The sequence below is a fragment of the Micromonospora sp. DT231 genome, from assembly GCF_049847025.1.
In the GTDB taxonomy this organism is placed as follows: Bacteria; Actinomycetota; Actinomycetes; order Mycobacteriales; family Micromonosporaceae; genus Micromonospora.
Genome location: NZ_JBNCNO010000001.1, coordinates 681,810 through 693,349, shown reverse-complemented (window position 1 = coordinate 693,349; position 11,540 = coordinate 681,810). Strand labels below are relative to the sequence as shown.

Below are 11,540 nucleotides of genomic sequence, written 5' to 3'. Positions count from 1 at the left end.
AGGTGCGGATTGCGGCGTTCACCCGGCGAGGCGGGACCGTACCTTCGCGGCGCAGGCGTCCAGGACGGTCTGCGCGTCCAACCCCAGGCTCTCGATGGCCACCAACGCCGTGAAGGCGACGTCCGCCAACTCCGCCGCGACGTCCTCGCGGGTGTGGGTGACACCCTTGCGAGGATTCTGCCCGAGCAGGCCGATCCAGGCGGCGGACGCCTCCCCCGCCTCCTCGGTCAGCTTGAGGATGCGGCAGGTCAGTTCGGTCTGCCCGGTGCCGTTCGCCGCGTCCAACCAGTCGCGCGACGCCCGCGCCGCATTCCAGATCAACTCGTCCACGCCGATCAGTCAACCCGACCGGCCCATCCGCCCTGGCAGCCGGGTACGCGCGCTCGGACCAACCACGAGCAGGCAGCCAGTCGATCCGAGCAGCCATTGACACGTGTCGACGGCGGTCCTAGGTTCAGGACGCTACCGGCCGGTAGGCAACCGTCCCGCCTGGTCGCCCGCGGGGCGACATCCGTCCGATGGGGAGCATCGATGCTGTCCGCACCCGTTCGTACCCTCCGCCGGCTGCTCGCCACCACCGTGACGCTGACCCTCTCGGTCGGGTTGGCCGGTGCCGCGCCGGCCGGCGCCACCGGTCGCGACCCGAGTGGCGGCCAACCGCTGCCCGGATACACGATCGAGAACCCGCCGTTGGCCCCGCTGGTCGTGGGCGGCAGGCCGACGACGGTACGCCAGGGCGTACACCGCCACGCCGGCTACCTCATCGAGGTCCCCGCCCGGTGGAACGGCAACCTGGTGCTGTGGGCGCACGGCTACCGGGGCCAGGGCACGGTGCTCACGCCGGAACCGCCGGCCTTCGGGTTGCGCGAACGGCTCCTGGAGCAGGGGTACGCCTGGGCGTCGTCGTCGTACGACCGCAACGGCTTCGACATCCGCTCCGGGGTGCTGGGCACCAGGGACCTGGCCGACCACTTCGGACGGATCGTTCGCCGACCGCACCACACCTACCTGGCGGGGGTGTCGATGGGCGGGTACGTCATCGGTCGCTCGCTGGAGCAGTATCCCGGCTACTACGACGGGGCGCTGCCGATGTGCGGGGTGCTCGGTGACCAGACGCTTCTCGACTTCTACCTGGACTACAACCTGGTCGCGCAGGCGCTCGCCGGGGTGCCGGCCCATCCGACGCCGGCCGACTACCTGACCACCGCGGTGCCCCGCATCCAGGCGGCGCTCGGCCTGGCGGGGCTGACCCCGACCGGGCCGGACACCACCACCGAGCGGGGCAGGCAACTGCGGGCGATCACGGTGAACCGCTCGGGCGGGCCGCGTCCCGGTGCGGACGCCGCGTTCGCGGTCTGGAAGGACTTCCTCTTCTCCATCAGCGTGCCCACCGGAAGCGGCGACTCCCCCGCCCAGCGGCCCGGTCAGCTCTCCACGAACCTGGGCACCAGGTACACCCCGAACAGCCCGGTGGACGTCAACGCGACGGTGCGGCGGGTCGCCCCGGAGAACGTCGTACAGCGGCTCCTGCCGACGCTCACCGAGGTGCCGCGGATCGCCGGTCGGCCCACCGCGCCGGTGCTCAGCCTGCACAGCCTCGGTGACCTGTTCGTCCCGTTCAGCATGGAGCAGGCGTACGCCACCGACGTGGCGCGCAACGGTCGCGGCAGGCTTGTGGTGCAACGGGCCATCCGGTCCACGCAACACTGCGAGTTCACCCCGGCCGAGGCCGGCGCCGCCTGGGACGACCTGGTGTCCTGGGTACGCACCGGCAAGCGCCCGGCCGGTGACACCGTGACGGATCCGGCGGTGGTCGCACGGCCCGACTACGGCTGCCGGTTCAGCGACCGGGACGCGTACGCCGCCGGGGTCGGCACCCGCCGCCTCTACCCGGCCTGCTGATCGCTACCGACGCCAACCGGCCGGCTCCCCCGAGGGGGAACCGGCCGGCGGTGGTCCGGGTGTCACCACATCTGCTGGACGATGTCCGCCGCCTGCTCCTCCCACTGCGCGTACGCGTAGGGGAAGGCGGAAACCTGGACGGTCTGCGCGGCGGCGGTCAGCGGCAGGTCCTGCCAGCCACCGACGTTGCGGAGTGCGGTGAAGAACGCCGTGGCGGCGTACTCCGGGTCGGTGATCTGGTCGGGCGTGCCCCAACCGGACGACGGACGCTGCTGAAACAGGCCCTGCGAGTCGTGGTCGTTGTACGCGCCGAGGTGGCCGAGGTTGTAGAGCTTCGACTCCTGCAACGAGGTGGCGACGCCGATCACCGCGCCCCGGTCACCGACGCCTGTCTTCTTGGCGGCGTCGACGATCGCCCGCGCGTTGGCGAGCTGTGCGTCGTCGAGCGGGATGCGCGACTGCGCGCCTTCGATGCCGTGCGGGATGAGCTGGTCGCGGCTGGGCTTACCGGCCGGCGGCTTGCCGGTGGCGGAGCCGGTGGTCAGCCCCGACTCGACGGGCTGCTCGTCCTGGCGTACCGGGGTGGCGGCCTTGGCCTTGCCGGTGGCCAGGTCGATGGCGGCCACGGCGCCCTCGTGGGGCCCGGAGGTGACCGGGGCGGCCGCCGCGGTCGGAGCGAGTGCCAGGCCGCCGAGGGCGGCCACGCCCACCACGCTCAGCGCGGTCTTGCGGTACGAGTCCTTGGCGATGGCGGGGAGCCATCGGGTGAAGTCGACCTTCACGATGGTGGCCCTCTCGATCGTGCGGAACGCTCCGGGGTGAACGCTCCTCGGGAGTTGACCGCGGAAGAGGGTTTGGGCTCCGACGGTACGGGGGACACAACCGGGTTCACGTGTCGGGCATTCCGGAAATGCCGGAGCCGCCCCACCGACGGTCCGGCCACGCCGCAAAATTCGGGCGGCCGGGGCGGAGCGCGCCGCAACCGGGCGGCCGGCGCGGAGCGCGCCGCAACCGGGCGGCCTGCGGGACGGGGCAGCGACAGGCCGGCACCGGTGCGACAAAACCGGATGATCGACGCGGCGCGGCCGGACGAGGTCAGGCGGGACGCGCGATCACGGCCGACGACGGCACGTACGCGAGGACGGCCGCCTGCGTCGGGGTGAGAACTGTGGAGCGGACCCCACCCGGGTCAGACGTCGCCGTCAGGGCCGGGGTCCACGGTCCGCTCCTGCGGCGTGCCCAGCTCCTGGAAGACGGTGATCTGCAGGTCCGCCGGGGCGTCCAGACGGGAGTTCAGCGACTGCCACGGTGTACGCGTCGGCGGCGCGATCTCGCTCGCCCCGGCGGCGACGAGCCGGGCCGTGGTCGCCCGCGCGTCGTCCACCTCGAAGGCCACCCGGATGCGCGGCGCGACCTGTCGGCCCACCTCGACCTCGTCGATCATGCGTTTCTGTGCCGGGTTGGCGATCTCCAGGGTGGCCCGACCGGCGTCCAGGATCACCACCCGGGCGTCTCCGTCCCCGGTGAACGCCGCCTCCTCGGGCAGACCGAGGGCGTCCCGGAAGAACGCCACCGCGGCCTCGTGGTCGGCTGCCTCCACGACGAGGCGCAGCTGACGGACGACGGGTGCGGGGTGCTCGGCGGCCATACGCCGGATCGTAACAACGCTCCTGGGACGCGTCCTGGCGCGCTTGTCGCGGCACCTCGTGGAACAGGGGTGGACAGTGGTCACCGCCGGGTTGACACCTCAACCATTGATAGGCTCGCGGCGTGACGGAGCCGCGTTGGTTGAACGAGCAGGAGCAGCGGGCGTGGCGTGGCCTCATGGCGATGGAGGAAGGCCTGGTGGCCTTCATGGATCGCCAGCTCCGCACCAACTGCGGCGTCTCGCAATCCGACTACCGGGTGCTGGCTCACCTGTCGGAGGCGCCCGACGGGCGGTTGCGATCGTTCGAACTCGCGGGTCTGCTGCAGTGGGAGAAGAGCCGGCTCTCACAGCACCTCTCCCGCATGCAGACGCGGGGCCTGGTGGTGCGTGAGCGCTCGGAGGTCGACCAGCGGGGGGCGACGGTCACCATCACCGCGCAGGGGACAGAGTTGATCGCCGCTGCCGCCCGGCAGCACGTCGCCGACGTCCGCGACGTGGTCATCGACCAGCTCACCCAGACCGAGCTGAAGACCCTGGCCACGATCACGGACAAGGTACGCCGACGACTCGCGGCACTGGATCCCGCCACGCGAGGCTGATCCGCCGGCAATCACTCGTCGACCCGACGCCCGCCACCGGGCAACTCGTCACGGCCCTGAGCACTCGCTCGGGGCCGTTCGGCGTTTCCGCACCGGCACCCGCTCGAGAGAGGCGCGGCTCACAGCGACGCCATCACGCCTTTGGTTGCTGCGTTAACCAAATCGCCGTACGCTTTGGTTGACACGTTAACCGAATTGGGGATTGCCATGAGTTCTGCTCCGAGCGATGTCATCCGGTCCGGCGAGCACCGACTCAGCCGCCTGGACGAGAGGGCGAAGCACACGCTGTTCACCGGTGCTCGCACGGCCAACACCTTCGCCGAGACCCCGGTGACCGACGCCGAGCTGACCGGAGTCTGGGAGCTGGTCAAATGGGCACCGACCTCCGTCAACTCCCAGCCGCTGCGGGTGCTGTTCGTGCGCCCGGGCGAGGGCCGCGACCGGCTCGTGAAACACATGAACGAGCGCAACCGAGCCAAGACGGCCACGGCTCCCGCGGTCGCCGTACTGGCCATGGACACCCGGTTCCACGATCACATCCCGGCCGTACTGCCGCACAAGCCGGAGATGAAGGACGTCTTCGCGGGCAACGACGATCTGCGCGCGGGAACCGCCTCGTTCAACGCGACGCTCCAAGCTGGCTACTTCATCCTCGCCGTCCGTGCCCAGGGACTGGCGGCGGGGCCGATGGGCGGCTTCGACGCTGCGTCCGTCGACGCCGAATTCTTCCCGGACGGCCGGTTCCGCTCGCTCCTGGTGGTCAACATCGGTCACCCCGGTAAGGACCCCTGGCACCCCCGACTCCCCCGCCTCAGCAACGACGACGTGGTGCAGTGGAGTTGAACGAGCGCGGGAACGCGCCGTCGACCACCTCCTGAAGGCCGGCCGGCCGCGCTGAGAGCCGGCAGGATCACGCGCCAGCTTCGTCGCAGCGCCGGCCCTGCGCCTAGGCTGGCACCGTCGGAAAGGGAGCGACGATGGTCGAGACGTACGGCGACGACGCGTACCTGCTGCGCCCGGTCGGTCGGGTCGCCTCGCCGCTGACCGACGCGGCGAGCGCGCCCCGGCAGGGCGACGAGGGCGCGCCGGACGCCTGGCTGGTCTTCGACGCGCACGTCGCACCGGCGCTGCGCGACCTGCGTGCCGGCGTCGAGCTGTTGGTGCTGACCTGGCTGGACCGTGCCCGCCGCGACGTGTTGGCGGTGCGCCCGCGGGGCGACGAGAGCCGGCCCGAGACCGGTGTGTTCAGCACCCGCTCCCCGCACCGACCCAACCCGATCGGGCTGCACCGGGTGCGGGTGCTGGCGGTGGACGGGCTGCGCGTCCGGGTGGCCGACCTGGAGGCGTTGGACGGCACCCCGGTCCTGGACGTCAAACCGGTGCTCGGCGCGGCCGACGAGCGCTGAGCCCGCCGACCGCGCCCCACAGGGGGTCTCAGTGGCCCCGGGCCAGCCACTCGTCAAGGTGTGGCGCCTCCGCGCCGATCGTCGTGTCCGCGCCGTGGCCGGTGTGCACGACGGTCTCCGCCGGCAGGGTGAGCAGACGGGTCCGGATCGAGCCGACGATGGTGTCGAAGTCGCTGTACGAGCGGCCGGTGGCGCCCGGACCACCGGCGAAGAGCGTGTCGCCGGTGAACACCACACCCAGCTCGGGGGCGTGGAAACTGCACGCGCCGGGGCTGTGCCCGGGGGTGTGCAGCACCCGCAGGGTGGTGCCGGCCACCTCGATCTCCTGCCCGTCGTGCAGTTCGCCGTGCGGCGGCAGGTGCGGGTGGACCATGTCCCAGAGGACCCGGTCGGCGGCGTGCAGCAGCACCGGCGCGCCGGTGGCCTCGGCCAGCTCGGGCGCCACCCGGACGTGGTCGTCGTGGGCGTGGGTGGCCAGGATCGCCCGGACCCGCCGGTCACCCACCAGGGCGAGGATCGCGGCGACGTCGTGCGGCGCGTCCAGGACGACACACTCGCTGTCGTCACCGATCACCCAGACGTTGTTGTCCACGTCGAACGTCTGCCCGTCCAGGGAGAACGTGCCGGCGGTGACCGCGTGGTCGACGCGGGCGGTCATCAGAACACCACCACCGAGCGGAGCACGTCGCCGTGGTGCATCCGCTCGAACGCGGTCTCGACCTGGTCGAGCGCGATCTCCTCGGTGACGAACGCGTCCAGGTCGAGGCGGCCCTGCAGGTACAGCTCGGTGAGCATCGGGAAGTCCCGGCTGGGCAGGCAGTCGCCGTACCAGCTGGACTTCAGGGCGCCGCCGCGCCCGAAGACGTCCAGCAGCGGCAGCTCGATCCGCATCTGCGGGGTCGGTACGCCGACCAGCACCACGGTGCCGGCCAGATCCCGGGCGTAGAACGCCTGCTTCCAGGTCTCCGGTCGACCCACCGCGTCGATCACCACGTCGGCGCCGAAGCCGCCGGTGGCGGCCCGGATCGCCTCGATCGGGTCGGTCTCGGACGCGTTGACGGTGTGCGTGGCGCCGAACTTCCGGGCCCAGTCGAGTTTGCGGCTGTCGGTGTCCACCGCGACGATCGTCGTGGCGCCGGCCAGGACCGCGCCGGCGACCGCCGCGTCTCCGACGCCGCCGCAGCCGATCACCGCGACCGAGTCGCCGCGGGTGACGTTGCCGGTGTTCATCGCGGCGCCCAGCCCGGCCATCACCCCGCAGCCGAGCAGGCCCACGGCGGCCGGTCGGGCGGCCGGATCCACCTTCGTGCACTGCCCGGCGTGCACGAGGGTCTTCTCGGCGAACGCGCCGATGCCCAGCGCCGGGGCCAACTCGGTGCCGTCGGTCAGGGTCATCCGCTGCTTCGCGTTGTGGGTGTTGAAGCAGTACCACGGGCGGCCCCGGCGACAGGCGCGGCAGACCCCGCAGACCGCGCGCCAGTTGAGGACCACGAAATCACCCGGGGCGACGTCGGTGACGCCCTCGCCCACCTGCTCGACGATGCCCGCCGCCTCGTGGCCGAGCAGGAACGGGTAGTCGTCGTTGATGCCACCCTCGCGGTAGTGCAGGTCGGTGTGGCAGACGCCGCAGGACTGGATCCGGACGACGGCCTCACCCGGGCCGGGATCGGGCACCACGATCGTGGTGACCTCGACCGGTGCGCCCTTGCTGCGGGAGATGACTCCCCGGACTTCCTGGCTCACTTCGCCTCCTGCTGGTGGTGTGCGGCAGGGCCGGAAGCCGGGTGGGCGGGTGTGCCACGGGCTCGGCGGTGGGCCCCGGGCGAACCTACCCCGACCACCACGGCCGGCCCAGCCGGCCCGGCGGGTTATCGCGGGCGGTCCGGGGTACGCCTGCCGCATTCGACCACGGCAAACGGGGAGTGATCATGAAGCTCGCGCACCTGCCGCTCCGGCTGAGCATCGGCGCGTACTTTCTCAACTCGGGTCTCGGCAAGCGGACCCTGGAGGGGGCCGCCGCGGAGGGCCTCCACGGGATGGCGGTCGCCGCCATGCCGCAACTCGGTCAGTTGGACCCACCGCGCTTCGCGAAGCTGCTGTCGTACTCGGAGATCGCGCTGGGGGCCGCGCTGCTCGCGCCGTTCGTCCCGACCCCCCTGGTCGGGTTGGGCCTGACCGCGTTCGGCGCGGGTCTGGTGCAGCTGTACCTGAAGACGCCGGGGATGCGCGAGCCCGGCAGCATCCGCCCGACCCAGCAGGGCGCCGGGCTCGCCAAGGACGTCTGGCTTGTCGGCGCCGGGCTGACCCTGGTGTTGGAGGGGCTGACCCACGGCCGTCGACGCCGGTGAGCCCCACCTGAGGAGCGGCGGTGACGAACTCCCGTGCGGTGCGGCCGTTCTACCGGCCGATGCGCCCCCGTCGTCGCGACGAGCCACACCGCGCGGCCACCCCGCTGGAACTCTTCTTCGACCTCTGTTTCGTGGTGGCCGTCGCGCAGGCGGCCACCAGCCTGCACCACGACGTCGCCGAGGGCCACCTCGGGCACGCCGCGACCAGCTACGCCATGGTGTTCTTCGCGATCTGGTGGTCGTGGGTCAACTTCACCTGGTTCGCCTCGGCGTACGACACCGACGACGACGTCTACCGGATCACCACACTTGTGCAGATCTCCGGGGCGCTGATCCTGGCGGCCGGCGTGCCACGCGCCTTCACCGACGGCGACTTCGCCGTCATCACCTACGGGTACGTGGTGATGCGACTGGCGGCGGTCGTGCACTGGACCCGAGCGGCGATCGGCGACCCCCGCCACCGTGCGGCGGCGCGCCGCTACGCGATCGGCGTGACAGTGGTGCAGCTCGCCTGGTTGCTGCGGCTGACGCTGCCCGCCGAGTGGGGCGTCGCGACGTTCGTGCTGTTGGCGCTCGCCGACCTGCTGGTGCCGGCGGTGGCCGAACGCCCCGGGATGACCCCCTGGCACCCCGAGCACATCGCCGAACGGTACGGGCTGTTCACCCTGATCGTGCTCGGCGAGGCCGTCCTGGCCATCTCGATCGCGATCCAGACCGGGCTGGACGCCGGGGAGCACGGCCTCTGGTCTCTCGCGGCGGCCGGCGCGGTCATCGTGTTCGCGCTCTGGTGGCTCTACTTCGACCGGCCCAACGAGGCGCCCGACCGGCTGCCGTACTCCCTGATCTGGGGCTACGGCCACTACCTGATCTTCGCCGCGATCGCCGCGATCGGCGCCGGCCTGGGGGTGTCGGTGGACGTCGAGCGGCACCTCGCGCACGTCTCCGCAGGCACCGCCGGGTACGCGGTGGCCATCCCGGTCGCCGTCTTCCTGCTCACGGTCTGGGTGCTGCACGTCCGCCGGCAGCAGCACGGCGCGGTGGTCGTCGCATTCCCCGTCGTCGCGCTGCTGGCGCTGCTCGCGCCGCTCGGGCCGGCCCCGGTGTCCGTGCTCGCGGCGCTGCTCGTCGCGCTCGTGACGCTTACCGTGCTGCTGCGCCGCCGCGACGTCGGGCCGAGCACCGCGGTCACCTGACTCGCCGACGGCCATTCCGGTGCGGCACCGAGCGGGACGGCCCGCGGGTAGGCAGAATTACGGCATGCCTCGCCGCCGATGGTTGCTGGCCGATCAACTCGGGCCGCACTTCCTCGACGACCCCGACCAACCGGTGCTGCTGGTGGAGGTCCGGGACCTGTTCCGCCGCCGGCCGATGCACCGACAGCGGGCGCACCTGATCCTGTCCGCGCTGCGCCACCGCGCCGCCGAGCTGGGTGACCGGGCGCTGCTGCTGCGCACCGACACGTTCCGGCAGGCGCTGGCGCAGGTCGGTGAGCCACTGGAGGTGTGCCATCCGCACTCGCGGGCGGCGCTGCGCTTCGCAGAATCGGTGCCGGAGCTGACCGTGCTGCCGCCGCGCGGCTTCATCACCAGCCGGACCGACTTCGCCGACTGGGCGGACCGCGCGCGCCGCGGCACACTGCGGATGGCCGACTTCTACCGGCACGCCCGCCGCCGCCACGACGTGCTGACCGCCACGACCGGGCCGGGACGCCGACCGCGACCCGAGAGCCGCGCCGCGCCTGTCGCACCACCTCCACCCCCGCCGATCGTCGAGGATGACATCGACGCGGAGGTCCGCCGTGACCTGGACCGGTGGGCCGCCGACGGGGTGCGGTTCGTCGGCCGCGACGGTCCCCGGCGGCACCCGGCCACCCACGCCGAGGCGCAGGCCCGACTCACGCACTTCCTGACCCATCGGCTACCCGGCTACGGTCGCTACGCAGACGTGATGAGCGGTGCGGACCCGCTGCTCGCGCACTCGACGCTCTCGTCCTCGTTCAACCTCGGGTTGCTGCACCCGGAGCCCGCGGTACGCGCCGCCGAGCAGGCGTGGTGGGCCGGCACGGCCCCGCGTACGGCGGTGGAGCCGTTCATCCGGGGGCTGCTCGGTTGGCGGGAGTTCCTCTGGCAGCTGTACTGGTACTTCGAGCCGCGCTACCGGGGGGCGAACTGGCTGGCCGCGACGGAGCCGCTGCCGCAGTGGTTCGCCGAGTTGGACGCCGACGCGGTGGAGGCCCGCTGCCTGTCCGACGTCCTCGCCACCGTCCGGGACGGAGCCTGGACGCACCACACGCCCCGGCTGCTGGTGTTGGCGAACTACGCGTTGCAACGTGGCTGGCGCCCCACCGACGTGGCGGACTGGTTCCAGCGCTGCTTCGTCGACGGCGCCGACTGGGTGATGAACGCGACGGTGATCGGCATGAGCCAGTACGCCGACCTGGCTCGGGTGGACACCCGCCCGTACGCGGTGGACGGCACCGACATCGACGAGATCAGCGACTACTGCTCCGGCTGCCGTTACGTCCCGGAGCAGGCGCTCGGCGACCTGGCCTGCCCGTACACCGGGGGTTTCGAGAGTTTCCTGCACCGCAACCGGGTGCGCTTGGCGACCGATGCGCGGCTCGCCGCCGAGTTGGCCCGCCGCGACGAGCCGGAGCACCGCGAGGCGGTGCTGGCCCAGGAGGAGAAGCGGGGCAGCACACCCCCGTGACCGCGCCGCCGGTCAGGCCACCTCGCGGGCCGCGTCGGCGTCGCCGGGGCGAGGCGCCGGCACACCGGGGACGGGTGGCGCCGGGCGGACGACGCGCCGGTTCAGGCCGGCGACCAGCAACCGGTTGTACGAGGCCGGCAGGACCCGGGCCAGCAGGTCCGGCAGCTTCGCCGACCAGCCGATCAGCACCCGGCCGCGCCTCCGCTCGACGCCGCGCAGGATCACCTCGGCGGCCCGGCTCGGCGCGATGGTGAGCAGTTTCTCGAACTGCTCCCGGCCGGCCGCGTACTCCTCGGGTGAGACGCCGCTGCCGATCCGGGCGTTCGCGGTGATCCGGGTGCGGATCCCGCCGGGGTGCACCGAGGTCACCCCGATGCCGTCGTCGACCAGCTCGTGGCGCAGCGCCTCGGTGAGGCCGCGCACCGCGAACTTGCTCGCCGAGTACGCGGCCTGCCCGGCCGGCGCGATCAGCCCGAACAGGCTGGAGACGTTTACCAGGTGCGCGCCGGACTCCGCCTTCAGCGTCGGCAGCAGTGCGTGGGTCAGCTGCGCCACGGCCCGGAAGTTGACGTCGACCACCCAGCTGAACTCGTCGAACGTCACCTGGTCGAACCGGCCGCCGAGGCCGACGCCGGCGTTGTTCACCAGCAGCCGTACGCGCGGGTGCCGCCGACCGACCTCGGCGGCCACCCGGGCGGTGGCGTCCGCGTCGGCGAGGTCCACCAGGTACGTGTGCACCTGACGGTCCGGGTGGTCGGCGCGGATCGCGGCGGCGACCGCGTCCAGCCGGTCGGCGTCGCGGTCCAGCAGGACCAGGTCGGTGCCCCGGCCGGCAAGCGCGTGCGCCAGCGCCGCGCCGATCCCACTGGCCGCCCCGGTGACCACGGCTGTCGCGCCGGTGAAGTCGAATCTCCGCACGATCGGTGCT

Annotated in this window: 13 protein-coding genes; 7 read left to right on the top strand and 6 right to left on the bottom strand. The window is 72.4% G+C overall.

Annotated elements, in window-relative coordinates; translation table 11 throughout:
- Positions 1-18: 18 nt before the first annotated feature.
- Positions 19-330 carry a MazG-like family protein gene (locus ACPXBU_RS03020; RefSeq protein ID WP_425756207.1) on the bottom strand — a complete coding sequence of 104 codons (312 nt, stop codon included), beginning with the start codon at positions 328-330 and terminating at the stop codon, positions 19-21.
- Positions 331-531: 201 nt separating this feature from the next.
- Between ACPXBU_RS03020 and ACPXBU_RS03015 the strand changes: the two genes are divergently transcribed.
- The gene (locus ACPXBU_RS03015; RefSeq protein WP_425756205.1) at positions 532-1,902 is read left to right on the top strand and encodes a hypothetical protein; all 1,371 of its coding nucleotides are present in this window, start codon (positions 532-534) and stop codon (positions 1,900-1,902) included.
- A 62-nt stretch (positions 1,903-1,964) separates the two neighbouring features.
- Here the strand turns inward: ACPXBU_RS03015 and ACPXBU_RS03010 are convergent, their stop codons facing one another.
- Together ACPXBU_RS03010 and ACPXBU_RS03005 are read right to left on the bottom strand one after the other, a co-directional pair.
- The gene (locus ACPXBU_RS03010) at positions 1,965-2,684 is read right to left on the bottom strand and encodes a hypothetical protein (protein ID WP_425756203.1); all 720 of its coding nucleotides are present in this window, start codon (positions 2,682-2,684) and stop codon (positions 1,965-1,967) included.
- A 407-nt stretch (positions 2,685-3,091) separates the two neighbouring features.
- Positions 3,092-3,550, bottom strand: a complete 459-nt coding sequence (locus ACPXBU_RS03005) for a VOC family protein (protein ID WP_425756201.1) — start codon at positions 3,548-3,550, stop codon at positions 3,092-3,094.
- 122 nt (positions 3,551-3,672) lie between these two features.
- On the opposite strand from ACPXBU_RS03005, the gene ACPXBU_RS03000 reads away from it, so the two are divergent.
- The 3 genes from ACPXBU_RS03000 to tsaA all read left to right on the top strand — a co-directional run bounded on the left by ACPXBU_RS03000 (position 3,673) and on the right by tsaA (position 5,555).
- Positions 3,673-4,149 carry a MarR family winged helix-turn-helix transcriptional regulator gene (locus ACPXBU_RS03000; protein ID WP_393369067.1) on the top strand — a complete coding sequence of 159 codons (477 nt, stop codon included), beginning with the start codon at positions 3,673-3,675 and terminating at the stop codon, positions 4,147-4,149.
- 207 nt (positions 4,150-4,356) lie between these two features.
- On the top strand, positions 4,357-4,992 hold the full coding sequence (locus ACPXBU_RS02995) for a malonic semialdehyde reductase (RefSeq protein ID WP_425756198.1): 636 nt from the start codon (positions 4,357-4,359) through the stop codon (positions 4,990-4,992).
- Between the two features lie 134 nt (positions 4,993-5,126).
- The gene (tsaA, locus tag ACPXBU_RS02990; protein WP_425756196.1) at positions 5,127-5,555 is read left to right on the top strand and encodes a tRNA (N6-threonylcarbamoyladenosine(37)-N6)-methyltransferase TrmO; all 429 of its coding nucleotides are present in this window, start codon (positions 5,127-5,129) and stop codon (positions 5,553-5,555) included.
- Between the two features lie 28 nt (positions 5,556-5,583).
- Here the strand turns inward: tsaA and ACPXBU_RS02985 are convergent, their stop codons facing one another.
- Positions 5,584-6,213, bottom strand: a complete 630-nt coding sequence (locus ACPXBU_RS02985) for an MBL fold metallo-hydrolase (protein WP_425756194.1) — start codon at positions 6,211-6,213, stop codon at positions 5,584-5,586.
- Positions 6,213-7,298 carry an S-(hydroxymethyl)mycothiol dehydrogenase gene (locus ACPXBU_RS02980; protein WP_425756192.1) on the bottom strand — a complete coding sequence of 362 codons (1,086 nt, stop codon included), beginning with the start codon at positions 7,296-7,298 and terminating at the stop codon, positions 6,213-6,215. The genes ACPXBU_RS02985 and ACPXBU_RS02980 overlap by 1 nt, the downstream gene beginning before the upstream one ends.
- 185 nt (positions 7,299-7,483) lie before the next feature.
- On the opposite strand from ACPXBU_RS02980, the gene ACPXBU_RS02975 reads away from it, so the two are divergent.
- The 3 genes from ACPXBU_RS02975 (at position 7,484) to ACPXBU_RS02965 (ending at position 10,612) form a co-directional block, all read left to right on the top strand.
- The gene (locus tag ACPXBU_RS02975) at positions 7,484-7,903 is read left to right on the top strand and encodes a hypothetical protein (RefSeq protein ID WP_393369053.1); all 420 of its coding nucleotides are present in this window, start codon (positions 7,484-7,486) and stop codon (positions 7,901-7,903) included.
- A 20-nt stretch (positions 7,904-7,923) separates the two neighbouring features.
- On the top strand, positions 7,924-9,096 hold the full coding sequence (locus ACPXBU_RS02970) for a low temperature requirement protein A (protein ID WP_425756190.1): 1,173 nt from the start codon (positions 7,924-7,926) through the stop codon (positions 9,094-9,096).
- 64 nt (positions 9,097-9,160) lie between these two features.
- A complete protein-coding gene (locus ACPXBU_RS02965; RefSeq protein WP_393369047.1) occupies positions 9,161-10,612 on the top strand; it encodes a cryptochrome/photolyase family protein in 1,452 nt (483 codons plus the stop codon).
- 12 nt (positions 10,613-10,624) lie between these two features.
- On the opposite strand, the gene ACPXBU_RS02960 is transcribed toward ACPXBU_RS02965, so the two are convergent.
- A complete protein-coding gene (locus tag ACPXBU_RS02960; protein WP_425756188.1) occupies positions 10,625-11,530 on the bottom strand; it encodes an SDR family NAD(P)-dependent oxidoreductase in 906 nt (301 codons plus the stop codon).
- Positions 11,531-11,540 lie beyond the last annotated feature (10 nt).